This window comes from Oceanobacillus zhaokaii, assembly GCF_003352005.1.
Lineage (GTDB): Bacteria > Bacillota > Bacilli > Bacillales > Amphibacillaceae > Oceanobacillus > Oceanobacillus zhaokaii.
Window position 1 is genome coordinate 3,021,369 of the sequence record NZ_CP024848.1, and the last position, 18,477, is coordinate 3,039,845.

Sequence of the window (18,477 nt, forward strand, 5' to 3'; positions counted from 1 at the left end):
CCTTGTTATAAGATCATAAAAATAGACCACCCCCTAGCTATAAATACTGCTTTTTTATTAATGAGTTACCTTTCATTATCATTATGTTATAAATTATATGCGGATATTTTTTGGTTATTAATTTTATGTGGAATGTTGTGAACAGTATTCGGGAATAGTAAAGCCCTATTTGTTGAAGGATACTGGTGTAGAAGCGATTTCTATTTGGGGTAAAATAACGAAGCTATACAAACAAAAATCCCTAGTAGTAGACAATCGGTCAAAATCTACTACCAAGGACAAAACACACCTATTTTATATCTTTTTTCGATAATAGTCCAAATTTGTTCATAGGAATTCCGCGGGTATTTAATAACAATTATTCCGTTACACAATACCAAACCACGTATAAAGCGCGATAACAACAAATACTGCTAATGTTTTAATGATTGTAATCATGAATATGTCGCCATATGACTGTCTATGCGTTAATCCTGTAACAGCAAGCAACGTAATTACAGCGCCGTTATGTGGAAGTGTATCCATACCACCTGATGCCATCGCAACAACTCGATGCATAACTTCAGGTGAAATACCCGCTGCGGCGATTGCTTGATTGTATTGATCTGCCATCGCACTTAAAGCAATCCCCATTCCTCCAGACGCAGACCCTGTAATACCTGCAAGTGTACTCGTCGTCACTGCACCATTAACAAGTGGATTCGTAAATGTACCCGATATCCCATTACTAATTGCGGTAAACCCAGGAAGAGCTGAGATAACGCCACCAAAACCATATTCCGATCCTGTGTTCATAACGGCTAATAATGAACCGCCAATACTCGTGTTTAGTCCTTCTTTAAGCTTTGTCTTCACTCGTTTAAAATTATAGGCGAGTGCCGTGATAATTCCGACAACCAATGCAATTTCAACTGCCCAGATCGAAGCGGTTTTAGCAACATCGACAGCATATTGCTCTAATCCAAGTAAAGCAAAATCAAATCCATCTGGATACCAACTTGGTATTGCCTTCGTTAAATAATTATTCATTACTGCTACGAGAACAAGTGGAACAAATGCTAGAATCTGTTTTATAACAGATTGATTCGAGTTTAAATTTGGCATAGATTCTTCACTACTTGTTGCTTTTTCCTTTTCAAGAGCAGCAGCAGCTTCATCTCCAAACCCAAAGTAACCTTCTCCCTTTTTCTTGGCTTGTCTCTTTCTCCACTCTAAGTATGCAAGTCCTGCACCAAAGACAATGATACCGCCGATTATTCCAAGTACTGGTGCAGCATAAATGTTTGTCCCAAAGAAAGAGGTAGGGATAACATTTTGAATTTGTGGTGTACCAGGTATGGCATCCATCGTGAAAGTAAATGCACCAAGTGCAATCGTTGCAGGCATCAACCTTTTAGGGATATCTGCTTGAATAAACAATTGTTTCGCAAAAGGATAGATGGCAAAAACGGCAACAAATAAGCTTACGCCACTATATGTTAAAATTGCACCTAGCAAAATAACCGTCAACATAGCCTGTTTAGCACCGATAAATCTTACAATTGTTTTTGCAATGGATTCTGCAATCCCTGACATTTCAACAACTTTCCCGAAAATGGCACCTAATAAGAAGACTGGGAAATAGTTCTTAATAAATTCAACCATCTTTTCCATGAATACACCGGAATAGAACGGCAGTATGTTGATCGGATCTATAAAGACAACAGCTAATAAGGCAGCTATCGGCGCGAATAAGATAACAGAATATCCGCGATATGCAGCAGTCATTAATAGCGCTAGTGCTACTAAAATTGTAATTAATTCCATGTACACATCCCCCTGACAATTTAATATATCTCGTAAAGGCTTCACTAACCTAAGAATGTCGAAAGGTTAGAAAACTACGGTTTAGCCAAGCCTTTCGATGACAGCCTTAGTTCGAATCAAAAGTCCTTTTGATTCTGCGATGTATCACTTCGTAGTGTTCCTTTGTGCACTTACTCGTTAAGAAGGTTTTTATACCTTCCTATCTACCCAAGAATATTAAACCCTCTCCACTACCATCGCAATACCTTGTCCTCCACCGATACATAAGGATGCAACACCATATCTTTTCTCACTTCTAATTAGTTCCCTTATTAATGTGTATAATACTCGATTACCACTTGCCCCAATTGGATGTCCTAGCGCAATGGCCCCACCATTTACATTTACTTTTTCTCTATCTAAACCTAGTTCTTTTTCTACAGCTAAATATTGAGCTGCAAATGCTTCATTTATTTCAAAAAGATCTATATCGTCTATTGCCAAAGACGCTTTTTCTAATGCATGTTTAATCGCGGGGACAGGACCAATGCCCATCAACGCCGGGTCTACGCCAGCAATACCCCAGGAAATAATTTTAGCCAGTGGATTTAAACTATTTTTTTGCACAACATTTTCACTTGCCACCACAATTGCACCTGCACCATCATTGATTCCGCTCGCATTTCCACCCGTTACTGTACCATCTTTTTTAAACGAAGGCCTGAGCTTCGCTAATTTTTCTGTCGACGTATCTTCACGGATATGTTCGTCTTCCTTCACTATCAATGTTCCTTTTCGCGTTGATATTTCAACTGGAACAATTTCTTCAGCAAACTTTCCTTGACGTCTTGCCTCAGCGGCTCGCATATGGCTTAGATAGGCATATTCATCCTGCTCTTCTCGTGTAATCGAGTATTTTTCAGCGAGATTTTCAGCCGTTACACCCATGCCAGAGCCAATATATTCGTCAGTTAAAGACGCCCATAGAGTATCGTCGATTTGTGGTGTTCCAAGCTTTGTACCAAACCGACTTCCCCTTAATGCATGTGGTGACAGACTCATATTTTCAACACCACCAGCAAGCGCCACTTCCCCATCGCCAAGCATGATCGCCTGGGCAGCGGAAACGACCGACTGAAGTCCCGAGCCACATAAGCGATTAACTGTCAGTGCTGGACTTGTCAATGGGATATCTGATTTTAAGGCAATATGTCGAGATAAATATGGTGCATTTTTTGCAGAATGAATGACATTGCCAATGACCGAAAAATCAATGCTGCTTGGATCAATACCACTGCGACGAATGGCTTCCTTGCTTGCTGTGACACCTAGTTCTGTTGGGTCAACATCCTTCAAGCTTCCACCAAAGGTTCCGAAAGGTGTTCTAGCACCCTCTAAAATATATACCGCTTTCATTTCTGCTATCTCCCTTCTGTTCGTTACTGTGCAGTATAACCGCCATCGATTAATACTGCTTGGCCAGTAACTCCTTTTGCTTTATCACTCGCCAAAAATAGAGCATAATCGGCAATTTCTTGTACGTCCAGTAAGCGTTTTTGTGGCACTAATGGATACAATACTTCTTCAAGCACTTTTTCCAGTGGTACATTTCGGGTTTTTGCTAAATCAGCGAATTGTCCTCGAACAAGTGGCGTATCGACATAACCAGGGCAAATTGCATTCACTGTTATGCCATGATCTGCCCCTTCTAATGCCGCTACCTTCGTTAAGCCAATGACACCATGTTTGGCACTATTGTATGCAGCTTTTCCAGCAAAACCAATGACACCATTAATTGAAGCCATGTTTAAAATTCTTCCTGATCCTTGTTTCTTCATGATTGGAAACACATGCTTCGTTGCCATAAATGGAGCTACTAACATCACCTTAATCATAAATTCATATTTATCAGTTGGAAAATCCTCCAGGTCTGCGACATGCTGCAATCCGGCATTATTAAATAAAACATCCAGTCTTCCATACTTTTCAACAGTCCTGTCAATTGCCTGCTGCAGCTCTTCTTCCTTCGTCACATCACATTTTAACCCTAAACAGTCATAACCCTCTTTTTGCAGTTGCTCCGTTACCTCCTTCACCTTTTCTTCATTAATATCTGAAAAAGCTACCTTTGCACCATTTTTTAAAAATGAAATACCAATTTCATGACCAATTCCACTCGCTGCACCAGTTATAAACACTACTTTATCTTTGACCATTTTACAATTCCTCCTTTATTTAGTACGTACCCATTCGGAGGCTTTCACTCACATGTAACGCTGCATCAGTTGATTCAATTATTTCTTCTATACTAAATCCTTTTGCAACTTCAACAAGTACTAGCCCCTTATTCTCTACATCGATAACTGCACGATCGGTAATAATCCGATTGACAACATTTTTACCTGTTAGTGGAAGTGTACATGTTTTTAAAATTTTCGCCTCACCCTTTTTATTCACATGGTCCATAATCACGACAATTTTCTTCGCTCCATGGACGAGGTCCATTGCTCCACCCATCCCTTTAATCATTTTCCCAGGTATCATCCAATTTGCTAGATCTCCCTTTTCGGAAACTTCCATACCACCTAGAATGGCAAGATCTATATGACCTCCACGGATCATTGCAAATGACTCGGCACTGCTAAAATAAGATGCCCCTGTTATCGCTGTTACGGTTTCTTTCCCAGCATTGATTAAATCTGGGTCTACTTCTTCCTCATACGGAAATCGACCGATACCAAGTAAACCATTCTCTGATTGGAGAACAACTTCTTTTCCAGGTTGAATATAATTTGCAACCATCGTCGGCATGCCAATTCCTAAATTCACATAGGAACCGTTCACAATTTCCTGCTCCGCTCTTTTTGCAATCCTTTCTCTTACAGTCGTTTTATCGAACTTGTTTTGTTTTATCATTTTGTTCCCTCCTCCCTAAGGATTATGCATGCTGTGTTATTGTCAGCTTTTCAATACGTTTTTCTTGTTTGCCCTCAATTAGCCGTTGTACATAAATTCCCGGAGTATGAATTTGAGCAGGGGAAAGTGTTCCCGGTTCAACCAATTCCTCCACTTCGGCAATCGTTACGTTTCCAGCAGTTGCAATCATTGGATTAAAGTTTTGCGCTGTTTTTCTATAAATCAAATTTCCCTTTTTATCACCAACCGCTGCTCGAACAAGGCTAAAATCCGCCTTTAATGCGGTTTGCAGCAAGTATTCTTTATTATTAAATGTACGTACTTCAATTCCTTCTGCAATCGGTGTCCCTACCCCTGCTGGAGTATAAAATGCAGGAATCCCTGCTCCACCTGCACGAATTCGCTCTGCAAGCGTCCCTTGTGGAACGAGCTCTACCTCTAGCTCGCCTGATAAGACTTGACGCTCAAACTCTTTATTTTCGCCAACATAAGAGCCTATCATTTTATCAATCTGCTTATTCTGTAATAATAATCCCAGACCCCAATCATCCACACCGCAATTATTAGAAATTACCGTCAAATGTTTTACTTCAGAATCTCTGAGGGCTAGAATAAGATTCTCCGGAATGCCAACAAGACCGAAGCCTCCTACCATAATCGTCGAGCCATCAGTAATATCCTTTACTGCTTCATTAAATGATGTATGAATTTGTTTCATCACTGCTTCTCTCCCTTCCAGATATATACATGCAAAAATCATGCCAACTATATAAAAATCCCATAAGTTAATAATTTAACTAGCATCATTTCTTTAGATGACAGCATTGAGCTGACTAATGAAGTGAGTGGACTATTTAAAAATCTCTTACTAATTAATAATAAAACATACCTACTTTCCAGATTCTTGGAAAATAGGTATGATTCTTTTTAACAAAATATTGTAAACCTTTTCAAAAACTACCAATTACTTTTATTCCGGAATTTCGGAATGAATTCCATGTTAGTGGAAATCAAAGATCATATTTACTTATTTTATCATATAAGCTTGATTTCCCGATTCCCAATAATTTCGCTGCAGCTTGCTTGTCCCCATTTGCTTTTTTCAGTGTACGTTCTATTGCCAATTTTTCCGTTTGCTCAATAATCTCCTTTAATGTACCAGCATTCTCATTCACTAAACCATTTGGCTGCAAATGATCTGGAAGATCTTTCAAATGTATTCTCTCGGAGTTTGTCAGATGTACTGCTGACTCTATTACGTTTTCTAACTCTCTAACATTCCCCGGCCAGGTGTAATGCATAAAATAGTCCAATACCTTTGTATCGAAGTCAAGCACACGCTTACCTGTACGATTCGTTATCTTTTGAAGAATATATTTTGCTAGTACTCGAATATCCTCTGGCCTTTCTCTAAGCGGCGGTGTCTGCATTTGAATTACATTTATTCGATAAAATAAATCTTCTCTAAACTGCTGTTCCTGAATCAGTTTCTCCAGTGGCTGATTAGTAGCCGTAATGATTCTTACATCAACTTTATCTGTCTGAACCGCGCCAATTGCTTCTACTTCTCCGTCTTGCAAAACTCGGAGTATTTTCACCTGTGCATTTAATGGCATATCACCAATTTCATCTAAGAACAATGTTCCTCCATTCGCAAGCTGGAATTTCCCAAGTTTTCCACCCTTCTTCGCCCCTGTAAAAGCACCCTCTTTATAGCCAAATAATTCTGACTCTAGTAAGTGCTCGGGAATCGAAGCACAATTAATTGAAACAAATGGTTTCGTATGCCGCTCACTTAAATGATGAATACTGTGAGCGACGAGCTCCTTCCCAGTTCCACTTTCCCCTCTGATTAGTACGGTGGCATCACTCGGTGCGATTTTCTTAATTTTCGTTTTCAATTCCGTAATTTGTGGAGAATTCCCAATTATATCGTGTAAAGAATATGTTGTTCCATAGCGGTCGTTTAGTTGTTTGCGATATTCCTCCAATTCAAGTAGCAGCTCTTTAATGTGACTATTCATGTTCATCCATTCTTTCGTATCACGAAAAAGAACAATGCCAACCGCACCAACCACCCGTTCATTGGCACGTACGGCAACTCGATTGGCAATCATATGATTTCCACGTATGTACTGCAGATCAGCTATCTCATCTTTGCCTGTTCTCGCAACAATGTGCATTCTCGAATTCTCAATCACATCGGCAACAGGTTTTCCAATTGCATCCTCTCTCTTTACTTCAAGGAAATTACAATAGTGGTCATTCAAGTATATGATCCTGCCTTCCGCATCAACAATAACTAAGCAATAGTAGAGATTTTCAAGGACCGTCTCTAGTATTTCGTTACGATATGGACTGATTAAACGATGCATTGATTTACCTCCAAAATTTCGACTGTTTCTATGATTATACCAATACAGATGTTTAGCTAGCAATATTCTGATTTATTCAGTGAACATTGTAGACAGAATAGCTCCTTGGGAAGGGGCTGAGTTTAAATATAGTATATATATTTTCCGTCCTTTACTTCACGCACACATTCGTTCTTCACATATAAATATTCCAAATGTGCAATTGTCTCCCCAATTGCGAACCTTTTATCATGGGTATTTTTTATCTTAGGAAATAGCTCTTGGCAAACTTCGTAAACAGTACACCCGTCAGCAATTATTTCCAATGAATGTGTTAGTCTTTCATCATGATGAGCTATTATTTCATCTATTCGATCATTCGCCCCGTAAAATGGCTGCCCATGTGAAGGTACAACAAAATCAACATCCAATTTTTTAATTTTAGCTAACGAATTTAAAAATGTTTTTAATGGATTCGGATCACCATGAAACCAGTAAGAAATATTCGGCGTAATATTGGGTAAAATATGATCTGTTGCCAGTAGCATACTCTTCTCTTTGTTATATAAAGTAATCAAACCATCTGAATGTCCTGGAGTAAAAATCACTTCATATTCGTACATGCCAAACGGGATTAATTCACCTTCTTGAAAATAATGATTTATTTTTGGGTATGGAGTGACAAGCGAGATAAATTCCTCTGTGTTGCTGGACATTTGATTTGCAATATCATCAGGAATACCTGCTAGTAAATAATTATCAGTTAATTTATCTAGATAGAGATCTTCCCATGCGTTTAGTCCTGCATCCGCATCAACCATGGACATCGAAACACTAGCGCCTGTTTTCTGTTGCAGACCGCCAACATAACCGAAATGATCTGGATGATAATGGGTTACTAAAATATTCGTTACCGTTTTTCCGTCTAGTTCCTGTTCCCATCTTTTTACTGTTTCAACATTATGAAGACCAGCGTCGATTACCGTCCAACCATCCGTTCCTTCAGCAATGAAACTGTTTACGTGGTTAAGACGGAAAGGGAGATCTAGTTTTATAGAATTGATTCCGAATTGTTCTAGCATTTTATTCACTTCCACTCTATTATTATTATTAATTACTATCTCCCTTTAAATTCAGGCTTTCTCTTATCGAAAAATGCACGAACTCCTTCTTGTTTATCCTCTGATTGTAGAAGTAATGTCTGTATCGTTGTCTCTTGCATGTCATTTGTGTCATAGGTTAATTCTGCCGAGTGATTAACTAACTGCTTAACGAATTGATTAGCAAGGGGTGGACCATCGATAATAAACTGAGCAAAGTCTGCCGCACCCTGTAGTAGATCACCTTCGACAACCTTATTTACGATGCCTTTTTCATATGCTTCTTGTGCAGAAACCGGCCTTGCCGATGAAATCCACTCCTTGGCAATGGTAGAAGGCAACATTTCAGATAATGTCTTTACAAGTCCAAGATCGGGAATAATTCCTACATTGGTAAAACTACAGACAAATTTCGCCTTTGAATCTATTACAACGAAGTCTGCGGCAAGGGCGATACTGAAACCAGCACCTGCGGCAAATCCATGTACAGCACTTATGACATATTTATCTAATTTCCTAATCGTTTGAATAACTGCTAGTGCCTGTTTCATATATTTCATGATTTCTGCGATATTGTTTAGATTATTCAATGTATCTAAATCCCCACCAGCAGAAAAAGCCTTACCCTCACCTGATAAGATGATTACCTTTATGTCATCATCTGCGTCCGCATCTTTTAATGCAAACAACAATTCATTTGCCATCTCCACGGATAATGCATTCCGCTTTTCTGGTCTATTCATGGAAATATATGCGATATTATTATCTTTTTTTACTTTTACTACGTCTGACATATGATCACCTTCTCATTATTTTATCGATTAATGAACTGCTCACTTTTTCCTGTGCCGTCCTATATTGTCCTAATAGTTCTTGTGTAATTTCAGCAATTGATTGAGTCTCTTTTATTCCGCCAATCCCTTGGCCTGCACCCCAGATATCCTTCCAGGCACGAATGTTTGGATTCCCGAGCTCTGAGAAATCAATTTTTCCTTTTTCCGGAAGATTATTTGGATCCAGCCCTGAGTTAATAATACTTGGAATCAAGTAATTTGCTGATATACCACTAAAAGCCGGTGTATAAATAATGTCATCGATTGACGAGTCAATTGCCATTCGAATGTATTCCTCACTTGCACCACTTTCCTCTGCAACGATAAAATGTGTTCCCATATAAGCAAAATCTGCACCAAGAACCTCTGCAGCAAGTATATCTTCACCTTTCGACATACTTCCTCCCAAAATAATCGGTCCGTCAAAAAACTCTCTGACTTCATGAACAAATGCGATTGGATTAAGTGTTCCACCATGACCACCTGCACCGTTAGCAACAAGAATCAATCCATCGCTTCCTTTTTCCAATGCTTTTTTAGCGAATTTCACATTAATGACATCCGAGAATACGAGCCCACCATAGTTATGGACAATTTTCACAACAGGACTTGGATCACCTAGTGATGTTATAACAAGTGGCGGCTGATGTTTTTCAATCAATTGAAGATCTGCTTCAAAACGCATATTTGATTTATGACTAATAAAATTGATTGCCCATGGTGAGATTACTTTTGAAGGATTTTCCATTCTGATTTTCTCTAAGTCACTCTTGATTTCAATTATCCACTTTTCAAGCAATTCCGTTGTGCGGGCATTTAGTGCTGGAAAAGACCCAATAATTCCAGCCTCACATGCGCAGATTACCATTTTAGGATTAGATATTAAAAACATTGGAGCCATGATGACGGGTAATTTCACTTGTTGCTTTAATTCGTTTAACTGCATTTGGATTATCTCCTTTTTATAAAGATTCTTTTAACCATCTCCTCTCTAGGAGAGGAGATGGAAATTTAATAAACATAAACGAAGACTCGGTTTATTAGCTCTAAGTTTAAATCCCTGTTTTAACTCTTCTAAAATTCGGTTGTCGTTTTTCTTTAAATGCTTGTATTCCTTCCTCATGATCCTCTGTGGAAACGATCGTTGCCTGTGTAATCCGCTCTAATTCAAGAATCTCATCTAAGGTAGAATTAAACGATTGATCCGTAATCTTCTTAATAAATCCATATGCCACAGAAGGACCAGTAGCTAATTTATTTGCAAATTCATTGACTTTTTCTTTGAAATTACTTATTGGATAAATATGGTTTACAATCCCTAAAGTATATGCTTCCTCAACCGAAATAGGCTCTGCACTGAATAATAATTCCTTTGCACGATATGGACCAATTAACCTTGGGAGAAAGTATAGTCCTCCCCCATCAGATATTAATCCTACTTTTGAAAAGCTTAATGCGAATTTACTACCTTCTTCAGCCAGGATAATATCACAGGCTAATGCCAAATTAAATCCGGCTCCTGCCGCAAATCCATGGACTGCAGCAATAATAGGCTTTTCTAAATCCCTCATTGATAGAATTAATTCATTTAATTCTCCAATATGATCATAGGCCTCCAATGGTTGTTTTTTTCCCATTGTTTTTACATCTCCACCAGAGCAAAATGCACGACCTGTTCCCGATATAGTAACCACCTGAATCGCCTGGTCTCTTTTAGCTAGTGTGATTGCATCTTTTAAACCTATAATCATTTCTGGGCTAAAGGCATTTAGACTATCTGGGCGATTTAAGGTAAGGTTTAGTAATCCTTCATTTCTAGTAACTAGTAAATCCTCGCTTTGATTAACTTCCATAACAGATCCTCCTTATATACATTTTAAGATTTAATTTCCTTTATTTTTAAGGGAGATATTACTATCTACTAACCAGCGATAAAGTTTTGCTCTAGATTTTTTCGAATCAACACCGGTATTGGCTCCGTTCTTTGTTCAGCATAATTAAAGCAGACAAGTGTAGCAGTTGCACGTGCAATGACAATCTCAGTATCAGAAACTGTAATCTCGTGAGCTACTTTGAAACTTTTTGTGCCAATGTTTGTAACAACTGTCGCAACCTTTAGCGTTTGGCTAGCAAACGCTTGCGCCACATAATCACATGTTGTAGATGCTAAGATAAAATTATTGATAGGAGGTCGTTCTCCCATTTTGACTCCCAATTCATTAAAAAACTTTGTCCGGGCTTCCTCAAGATATAAAAAATAACTCGTATTATTTACATGACCTGCTGCATCTGTTTCTGCAAAACGAACATACACCTCAATATCAAATGACGTTATCATAGTAACCTCCTTCATTGCAGCAATAGTATTCTAATTTCCGGTTAGAACGTTAGTTTTTTCTACCCTCTCTAGACCTACTCAGCTTCAATGATTGTGGCAATACCCTGCCCTCCGCCAATACAAGCAGTGATAAGTGCATACCTTCCATTTGAACGCTTTAGCTCATAGATAGCTTTTGTGGCAAGTATTGCTCCGGTAGCACCTAATGGGTGACCATGTGAAATTGCTCCACCATTAACATTTAGTTTTTCTGGATCTAGGTTTAGCTCTCGATCACAGGCAATCACTTGTGCAGCAAATGCCTCATTTAGCTCGATAATATCTATCTCACTTAAACTAAGACCGGATTTTTCGAGGACTTTTTTTGTTGCAGGTACAGGACCTATTCCCATAATATTGGGATCTACTCCGGCAACAGCAGTAGCACGAATGGTTGCCAATGGTGTAATATTTAATTCTTCTGCTTTTTCTCTCGACATAATCACTAGGGCTGACGCAGCATCGTTTAACCCCGAGCTGCTCCCGGCTGTTACCGTTCCATCTTTTAGAAATGCAGGTTTTAATTTTGAAAGTCCTTCGATTGTCGTATTTGGTCGGGGATGTTCATCCGTTTTAAAAACAATCGGTTCTCCTTTCCTGACAGGAACCGTTATTGGGACGATTTGTGCGTCAAAGCGCCCTTCTTCTATAGCTTTTGCCATTCTTTGCTGGCTTCGTAAAGAAAACTCATCCTGTTCTTCCCTACTAATTTCATATTTTTCCGCTAAATTTTCCGCTGTAATTCCCATTGGTGGATCACCTATTTCTTTTGGTGAGAGTTGGGAACCCCGGAACTGTGGTGGTGTAGAACTGTACGCTTTTTCTGGACGATCCATTAAGTATGGGGCACGGCTCATGCTCTCCGTTCCACCTGCAATATAAATATCCCCATCACCCGATTTAATAGCTTGAGCAGCCAAGGTAATGGCGTTTATACCTGAACCGCATTGCCGATCGATTGTCAGACCTGGTAATTCTATTGCAAGACCTGACTGTAATGCTGTTAATCTAGCAATATTTCCCCCACCACTTAACACATTTCCAAATATCACGTCATCAATATGCTCCGGTTCAATACCTACCCGCTTAATAGCCTCTTTAATTACTTCAGCTCCAAATACATGTGGAGGGATACTCGCTAAAGCTCCTCCCTGTCTTGCAATCGGTGTTCGAACTGCTGACACAATAACCGCATCTCTTTTCATAATTCCATTCGCCCCTTCTTATTCGCTTTATAATAACGATACAAAACGGTCAATATAAAAATCGATATCAACGTGATTCATAAATATTTTTTAAATGTGATTTCCCCTTTAATTACTTCTTGACCATTTTGATTAACAGCCGCGACTTTAAAGTTAAGTAATTCATTATTCTTTTCTTGTAACCTTGCTTTAAGTGTTATAACATCCTCAAGAAAAACCATTCCTGCAAAACGTATTTTATAATCTTGAATAAACCCTTCTTCTAAGAAGGGAGTGAATAATTTTGATAAATTCCCCATTGTCCACATCCCGTGAGCAATAATCCCTGGCAGCTGAGCTTTGGTTGCTTCGGCATCAATCGTATGAATAGGATTAAAATCACCTGAAGCCCCTGCATATTTAATTAAATTGATTCTCGATACTGGGCTAAGTGTTATCTCCTCAAGCAATTGTCCTTTTTCTAAATCAACTATACTTTTCATCTATCCAATTCCTTTCTTACTGCCTCAGTTACAAGAACAGTTTGCGTTTCGCTATAGATAACTTTTCCTTCCTTGTCATCTCCATAAGCTTTTAAAATTACAAATCCAATTAGCCCCATGCTTCCGTTCTTTTCATAATAATCTACGACTTCGGTATAACAATAAATCTCTTCACCTACTAATAATGGTCTTTCGTAATGATAGATTTGTTCCCCATGAATAAGTCCGATATTTGGAAGGTAGAAATCCTCAATTTTTCCATAATCAAATACTCTAGGGAAGGTAATTGGTGCAATGTTTTGGCCGTATCTTGATTGTTTTCCATATTCCTCATCGACAAATATAGGATGTACGTTACCAATGGCCTCTGCAAATCGTTTTACTGCTCCCCTTTCAACAGTATTTTTAACTTTTTTTGATTTTTTCCCAATTGAATCTTGAAACATAAACACATCCCCTTTTTGAAAAGAATAAGAAAGTATAAAAATTTCCATTTTACAATATCCTAGACGAGATAGGACACGTCCAGCACCAGCGCCCAGCGATTAGTAAACTTCAAACTTCCTCCTATGATAAGTCAACATCGGCTCATTCTTAGCCGTGTTTTTTTATCTCGTCAGAAGTTCTCCAGTTTGTATGTCGCTAAACGGGCGCTTGAGCTTTTGTTCATTTAATAAATTTAATCTTTTGGACCACCAGCAACATAAATAACCTGACCATTAACAAACGAAGATCTCTCATCAGCAAAAAATGATACCGCATTCGCAATGTCAACTGGCTTTCCACTTCTACCTACTGGAATCGTATCTACACTTAATTTCACCATCTCTTCAAAGGTGATACCCACTCTTTCAGCTGTTTCCTTCGTCATCTCTGTTTCAATAAATCCTGGTGCAACAGCATTAACTGTAATCCCAAACTTTCCAAGTTCAATGGCAAGTGTCTTTGTCAAGCCCTGCAGTCCAGCTTTTGCTGTTGCATAATTTGCTTGTCCGCGATTCCCAAGTGCAGAGGTAGATGAAATATTAATGATACGTCCATATTTTTGATTCACCATATATTTTTGAGCTGCACGGGAAGCATAAAATGATCCTTTTAGGTGTACGTCCATTACTAGTTCCCAGTCACTATCTGTCATCTTAAATAATAAATTATCCCGAATAATTCCTGCATTATTTACCAAAATATCAAGTGATCCAAATGCTGCAACAACTTCTTTCATTGCAGTTTCTACCTCATTAGCATCAACTACATTCACTACTTTAGAAAAAACCTTATAGCCCTGATCGTTTAATTCCTTGGCAGTTCTAATTAGTGCCTCTTCATTTATGTCGATGATTGCTACCTTTGCACCCTCTTCGGCAAATAATTGAGCAATCCCTCTTCCTATTCCTCGACTTCCACCCGTAATAAAGGCAACGCTTTCATTAAATCTACCTGTCATCTTTAATTCCTCCTTTATACCTTGATTTATATAAATTGCCCTACTTTAACATGACCCTTTAATAAGTTTCTAGAGATTATTAAACGTTGAATTTCATCTGTTCCATCGTAAATTCTCCATAATCTTGCTTCACGATACCATCGTTCAATTGGAAGTTCCTTTGTATATCCCATACCTCCATGAATTTGCAACACACGATCCACAACGTTATTCCCCATATTTGCTCCGTATAGCTTAGCCATGGATGCCAAATGTCGATTATCTTCTCCTTGATCTAAGGTAAATGCTGCATTTAATACGAGCCATTTAGCAGCTTCAATTTCCACTGCAGAATCAGCAATCATCCACTGAATGGCCTGTCTTTCAGAAATTGGCTTCCCGAAAGTCTCCCGTTCTTTTGAATAATTAATTGCCATTTGTAATAATCTTTCCGCTGCACCAACAGCTGTTGCTCCAACAACCCATCTCGCGAAACCAATCCATTCTAAACCAAGCTGATAGCCACCATCCACTTCCCCGAGAATGTTTTCCTCTGGCACACGAACATTATCAAATACTAACCCCGCAGGACCCCATTCTCCCATTGTGTGAATATACTCTGATTTCCATCCCATATCTCGATCGACAATAAAACAGGTGACACCATCCATTCCAGTTCGTTGATGCTTTTCTTTGTCTGTTACAGCAATGACCATAACAAAATCTGCTTCATTTCCTCCTGTTATAAATGTTTTTTCTCCATTAATTACCCACTCATTTCCATCTTTAATTGCTGTTGTTCTTATACCTCTTGTATCAGATCCTGCACTAGGCTCGGTCATTGCAAAACATGATTTTTTCTCACCATTAATTGTTGGAATCAAGTATTTCATCTTTTGTTCTTCATTCCCATAGTAAAGAATATTATCTGCTGAACCGCCAAATTGGAATGGGACAAAGGTTTTTGAAACTTCCATTAATACAATCGCCATCATCATTTGGCCTATATCTGCTCCGCCAAATTCAGCGGGTGTATTAATTCCCCAGAATCCAGCTTTTTTTGCCTTTAATTGGAGCTCTTCTAATTTTTCTTTCGGTAAGCTCGGTTTTCCTTCCCTTTCATTTCGAAGAACGTCATTTTCTAAAGGAATTAATTCCTTTTCTACAAATTTTCGGATAGTTTCTTGAACCATTTTTTGTTCCTCTGTTAGGCGTAAATACATGTAAATCACTCCTGTTCATTTTATTTAATCTAAAACATACTAACTGGTAAGTATATTTTATATATGAATTAATAGGGATTTTTGTAATCTTTATCTATATATCTAAGACAAGCTCCAATTTCCCTTAAATTTATTTAACAGGTACGGTTATAATCTCGCTATCTTCAATAACAGCTGCATTAAACTCCCACTGTAAAGCACCTACATCATCTATTCCTTTAAGGGGAAGTATTGCTTTATCCTCAGAAACATTTTGAATGCCGCCATTCACAGCTTTCATAATTGCTTCCTTATCATCGACTGTACCTGCCGCTTTCATCGCCTCAACCAATGCATATAAACTTTGATAATTTAATGCAGACTCGGAAGTTGCATATTGCTCATTGTATAGATCTTTATATGTTTCTACAAAATTATTACTAGAGTCACTATCAAGATCTTCAATAGGTATAACACCAATAGAACCATTAAGCATTTCGTAACCACCTAGAAATCCTGACATTTCTTCCAATTTCGCTTGGTCCATGATCATGAAGCCTCCAGTAAACCCTAATTCCTTTGCTTGTTTTATTACTAGAGCTGTAGGTTCTGATGGGCCACCAACAAACAGTACATCTGGATTCTTATTTAATGCGTTAGTCATAATAGTAAAGTAGTCTGTTTCTTTAGCAAAATCAATTTCAGTCTTATAGACTATTTCGCCACCCATTTCTTCCCAAACAGGAACAATTGATTCCGACCAATCTTTACCATACTGAGAATTTGTAGGAAGAAGTGCCATTCTTGTACCGAAATTTTCTAACATATATCTTGTAAATGGTTCAGCCCAAACACTGTATTGTGGAGGAATCCCTATCATTAACTCATTGCCCTGTTCATATTGTCTCGGTTCACTTGTATAGGCCATAATAATATAATCATCTGCTTCATTCGTAACCTGTGTTGCTAAAACACCACCACTATGAGGAATCCAAACTGCAACTGGATTATTCTCTGAAATCATTCGTTTAACATTCACACCAGTTTCGTTTGGTAAATACTTATCATCTAAGGCAATAATTTTCAGCTTGTATGTTATTCCGTCAACTTCAAAACCAGTTTTATTAATTTCATCAGCGGCCATTTCCAGTCCATTCAATACATTCAGTCCGTATTGAGCTCCGGGACCGCTTAATGGACCACTATATCCTATCTCAACAATCTCCTCGTCTTTACTTAATTCTGGCATTTCATCACTAGTTTCTACTTCATCGCCTTTTTCACTATTCGTCGAATTACCTTGTGAAACATCTACACAAGCAATTAAACCAAAGATTAATATGAAAAACATGCCAAGTAAAAATGTTCTTTTTGTTAATATCATTTCCAACCTCCTTTTCTACTAAAGAGCAATAATCTTAATGATAGACAGATAAAGTCTTACTCAATTTTAAACGGAATAGAAATAACTTCTCCATCCTCAACAGCACCAGCATCGAATTTCCATTGTAAACTTCCAACCTCATCCATTTCTTTGAGAGGAATGACTATCTTATTTTCAGGAATGTTTTGAATGCCTTCATTGACAGCCTCCATAATTGCTTCTCGATCAGTTACTGTTCCTGCTACTTTCATCGCTTCTACAAGTACATAAAGACTTTGATAACTTAAGGAAGAATCAGCAGTTGCGAATTGTTCATCAAATAACCGCTTATATGTTTCTACGAAGTTACTACTTGACTGACTGTTAATCTGGTCAATAGGAAGGGCACCAATTGAGCCTTCAAGCATTTCATAACCTCCTAAAAACCCTGACATTTCTTCCATTTTTGCTTGGTCCATGATCATGAAACCACCGTCAAATCCAAATTCCTTTGCTTGTTTTATGACTAGTGCAGTCGGCTCTGATGGTCCTCCTACGAAAAGAACATCAGGATTTTCATTTAATGCATTAGACATAGTGGTAAAATAATCTGTTTCTTTAGCAAAGTCAATTGCACTTTCATAAACAATTTCTCCGCCCATATCCTCCCAGATAGGCTTAATTACATTTAACCAATCCATCCCATATTGTGAGTTTGTTGGAAGAAGGGCCATTTTCGTTCCAAAATGCTCCAACATATATTTACTATACGTTTCAGGCCATATATTATATTGTGGAGAAACCCCTATCATTAACTTATTTCCTTGTTCATACATCCTCGGTTCACTAGTTTGAGCCATGATAATAAAATCATCCTGCTCATTAAAAACCTGAGTTGCAAAAACACCACCACTATGCGGAATCCAAACTGCTATAGGAGAGTCTTCTGAAACGATACGCTTTACATTTATACCTGTCTCATTTGGTAGATATTTATCATCCAGTGCAACCAATTCAAGTTTATATGTTGTATCATTTACTATAAAACCAACTTCATTTATTTCATCCAATGCCATTTTCAATCCATTTATTACATTTGCTCCATATTGTGCTGCAGCACCACTTAATGGTCCACTATAGCCAATTTTTACAATCTCTTCTCCTTGATTAACTTTTGGAGTCACTGCATGTGTCTCCTCCTTACTATTAACCTCTTCCTCGATAGAATTACTTGATGATACATCTACACAGGCTATTAGACCAATAGTGAGTAACATTAGTACTCCTAGAAAAGAAAGATATTGCATTTTTTTCATTATAGTCCCCCTAATATAATACAAGATCAGATAACTATGGTTGAACCAAGCCTTTAGGTGACAGCCTATGTTGCACTGTAAAATGAAAATTTTTTACTCTTTTAGCCTATACCAATATTTT

At 38.1% G+C, this 18,477-nt stretch carries 18 protein-coding genes; all 18 read right to left on the bottom strand.

Going from position 1 to position 18,477, the window contains the following annotated elements; translation table 11 throughout:
• Nucleotides 1-366: 366 nt before the first annotated feature.
• Complete coding sequence (locus tag CUC15_RS15255) at nt 367-1,806, bottom strand: GntP family permease (protein ID WP_114917485.1); 1,440 nt, start codon at nt 1,804-1,806, stop codon at nt 367-369.
• Between the two features lie 216 nt (nt 1,807-2,022).
• Nucleotides 2,023-3,201, bottom strand: coding sequence for an acetyl-CoA C-acetyltransferase (locus tag CUC15_RS15260; protein WP_114917486.1), 1,179 nt, complete (start codon nt 3,199-3,201; stop codon nt 2,023-2,025).
• 23 nt (nt 3,202-3,224) lie between these two features.
• The gene (locus CUC15_RS15265) at nt 3,225-4,001 is read right to left on the bottom strand and encodes a 3-hydroxybutyrate dehydrogenase (protein WP_114917487.1); all 777 of its coding nucleotides are present in this window, start codon (nt 3,999-4,001) and stop codon (nt 3,225-3,227) included.
• 19 nt (nt 4,002-4,020) lie between these two features.
• Complete coding sequence (locus CUC15_RS15270; protein WP_114917488.1) at nt 4,021-4,701, bottom strand: CoA transferase subunit B; 681 nt, start codon at nt 4,699-4,701, stop codon at nt 4,021-4,023.
• Between the two features lie 22 nt (nt 4,702-4,723).
• Nucleotides 4,724-5,419, bottom strand: coding sequence for a CoA transferase subunit A (locus CUC15_RS15275; protein ID WP_114917489.1), 696 nt, complete (start codon nt 5,417-5,419; stop codon nt 4,724-4,726).
• Between the two features lie 292 nt (nt 5,420-5,711).
• Nucleotides 5,712-7,076, bottom strand: coding sequence for a sigma-54 interaction domain-containing protein (locus CUC15_RS15280; protein ID WP_114917490.1), 1,365 nt, complete (start codon nt 7,074-7,076; stop codon nt 5,712-5,714).
• A 122-nt stretch (nt 7,077-7,198) separates the two neighbouring features.
• Nucleotides 7,199-8,137: an MBL fold metallo-hydrolase gene (locus tag CUC15_RS15285; protein ID WP_114917491.1), complete on the bottom strand. Its 939-nt coding sequence runs from the start codon at nt 8,135-8,137 to the stop codon at nt 7,199-7,201.
• A gap of 35 nt (nt 8,138-8,172) precedes the next feature.
• Nucleotides 8,173-8,949 carry an enoyl-CoA hydratase/isomerase family protein gene (locus CUC15_RS15290; RefSeq protein ID WP_114917492.1) on the bottom strand — a complete coding sequence of 259 codons (777 nt, stop codon included), beginning with the start codon at nt 8,947-8,949 and terminating at the stop codon, nt 8,173-8,175.
• A 4-nt stretch (nt 8,950-8,953) separates the two neighbouring features.
• Complete coding sequence (locus CUC15_RS15295) at nt 8,954-9,934, bottom strand: NAD(P)H-dependent flavin oxidoreductase (RefSeq protein WP_114917493.1); 981 nt, start codon at nt 9,932-9,934, stop codon at nt 8,954-8,956.
• A gap of 106 nt (nt 9,935-10,040) precedes the next feature.
• Complete coding sequence (locus tag CUC15_RS15300; protein ID WP_114917494.1) at nt 10,041-10,841, bottom strand: enoyl-CoA hydratase/isomerase family protein; 801 nt, start codon at nt 10,839-10,841, stop codon at nt 10,041-10,043.
• A gap of 68 nt (nt 10,842-10,909) precedes the next feature.
• Nucleotides 10,910-11,326: an acyl-CoA thioesterase gene (locus CUC15_RS15305; protein WP_114917495.1), complete on the bottom strand. Its 417-nt coding sequence runs from the start codon at nt 11,324-11,326 to the stop codon at nt 10,910-10,912.
• Between the two features lie 74 nt (nt 11,327-11,400).
• Nucleotides 11,401-12,570, bottom strand: a complete 1,170-nt coding sequence (locus CUC15_RS15310; protein ID WP_114917496.1) for a thiolase family protein — start codon at nt 12,568-12,570, stop codon at nt 11,401-11,403.
• Nucleotides 12,571-12,647: 77 nt separating this feature from the next.
• Nucleotides 12,648-13,052 carry a MaoC/PaaZ C-terminal domain-containing protein gene (locus CUC15_RS15315; protein ID WP_114917497.1) on the bottom strand — a complete coding sequence of 135 codons (405 nt, stop codon included), beginning with the start codon at nt 13,050-13,052 and terminating at the stop codon, nt 12,648-12,650.
• The gene (locus tag CUC15_RS15320) at nt 13,049-13,498 is read right to left on the bottom strand and encodes a MaoC family dehydratase N-terminal domain-containing protein (protein ID WP_114917498.1); all 450 of its coding nucleotides are present in this window, start codon (nt 13,496-13,498) and stop codon (nt 13,049-13,051) included. Before CUC15_RS15320 ends, CUC15_RS15315 begins: the two co-directional genes overlap by 4 nt.
• Nucleotides 13,499-13,731: 233 nt before the next feature.
• Nucleotides 13,732-14,496, bottom strand: a complete 765-nt coding sequence (gene fabG, locus CUC15_RS15325; RefSeq protein WP_114917499.1) for a 3-oxoacyl-ACP reductase FabG — start codon at nt 14,494-14,496, stop codon at nt 13,732-13,734.
• A gap of 26 nt (nt 14,497-14,522) precedes the next feature.
• Entirely contained in the window at nt 14,523-15,698 is a 1,176-nt protein-coding gene (locus tag CUC15_RS15330; RefSeq protein ID WP_114917500.1) for an acyl-CoA dehydrogenase family protein, read from the bottom strand.
• A 130-nt stretch (nt 15,699-15,828) separates the two neighbouring features.
• The gene (locus CUC15_RS15335) at nt 15,829-17,061 is read right to left on the bottom strand and encodes an ABC transporter substrate-binding protein (RefSeq protein WP_114917501.1); all 1,233 of its coding nucleotides are present in this window, start codon (nt 17,059-17,061) and stop codon (nt 15,829-15,831) included.
• Nucleotides 17,062-17,117: 56 nt separating this feature from the next.
• The gene (locus CUC15_RS15340) at nt 17,118-18,356 is read right to left on the bottom strand and encodes an ABC transporter substrate-binding protein (RefSeq protein WP_114917502.1); all 1,239 of its coding nucleotides are present in this window, start codon (nt 18,354-18,356) and stop codon (nt 17,118-17,120) included.
• Between the last annotated feature and the right edge of the window lie 121 nt (nt 18,357-18,477).

Bases quoted from the DNA above. Each gene is read 5' to 3' on its own strand.
- CUC15_RS15320 (WP_114917498.1), bottom strand. From the start codon at position 13,498: ATGTTTCAAGATTCAATTGGGAAAAAATCAAAAAAAGTTAAAAATACT.
- CUC15_RS15300 (WP_114917494.1), bottom strand. From the start codon at position 10,841: ATGGAAGTTAATCAAAGCGAGGATTTACTAGTTACTAGAAATGAAGGA.
- CUC15_RS15290 (WP_114917492.1), bottom strand. From the start codon at position 8,949: ATGTCAGACGTAGTAAAAGTAAAAAAAGATAATAATATCGCATATATT.
- CUC15_RS15270 (WP_114917488.1), bottom strand. From the start codon at position 4,701: ATGATAAAACAAAACAAGTTCGATAAAACGACTGTAAGAGAAAGGATT.
- CUC15_RS15335 (WP_114917501.1), bottom strand. From the start codon at position 17,061: ATGATATTAACAAAAAGAACATTTTTACTTGGCATGTTTTTCATATTA.
- CUC15_RS15315 (WP_114917497.1), bottom strand. From the start codon at position 13,052: ATGAAAAGTATAGTTGATTTAGAAAAAGGACAATTGCTTGAGGAGATA.
- CUC15_RS15295 (WP_114917493.1), bottom strand. From the start codon at position 9,934: ATGCAGTTAAACGAATTAAAGCAACAAGTGAAATTACCCGTCATCATG.
- CUC15_RS15305 (WP_114917495.1), bottom strand. From the start codon at position 11,326: ATGATAACGTCATTTGATATTGAGGTGTATGTTCGTTTTGCAGAAACA.
- CUC15_RS15285 (WP_114917491.1), bottom strand. From the start codon at position 8,137: ATGCTAGAACAATTCGGAATCAATTCTATAAAACTAGATCTCCCTTTC.
- fabG (WP_114917499.1), bottom strand. From the start codon at position 14,496: ATGACAGGTAGATTTAATGAAAGCGTTGCCTTTATTACGGGTGGAAGT.
- CUC15_RS15265 (WP_114917487.1), bottom strand. From the start codon at position 4,001: ATGGTCAAAGATAAAGTAGTGTTTATAACTGGTGCAGCGAGTGGAATT.
- CUC15_RS15310 (WP_114917496.1), bottom strand. From the start codon at position 12,570: ATGAAAAGAGATGCGGTTATTGTGTCAGCAGTTCGAACACCGATTGCA.
- CUC15_RS15275 (WP_114917489.1), bottom strand. From the start codon at position 5,419: ATGAAACAAATTCATACATCATTTAATGAAGCAGTAAAGGATATTACT.
- CUC15_RS15330 (WP_114917500.1), bottom strand. From the start codon at position 15,698: ATGTATTTACGCCTAACAGAGGAACAAAAAATGGTTCAAGAAACTATC.
- CUC15_RS15260 (WP_114917486.1), bottom strand. From the start codon at position 3,201: ATGAAAGCGGTATATATTTTAGAGGGTGCTAGAACACCTTTCGGAACC.
- CUC15_RS15255 (WP_114917485.1), bottom strand. From the start codon at position 1,806: ATGGAATTAATTACAATTTTAGTAGCACTAGCGCTATTAATGACTGCT.
- CUC15_RS15280 (WP_114917490.1), bottom strand. From the start codon at position 7,076: ATGCATCGTTTAATCAGTCCATATCGTAACGAAATACTAGAGACGGTC.
- CUC15_RS15340 (WP_114917502.1), bottom strand. From the start codon at position 18,356: ATGAAAAAAATGCAATATCTTTCTTTTCTAGGAGTACTAATGTTACTC.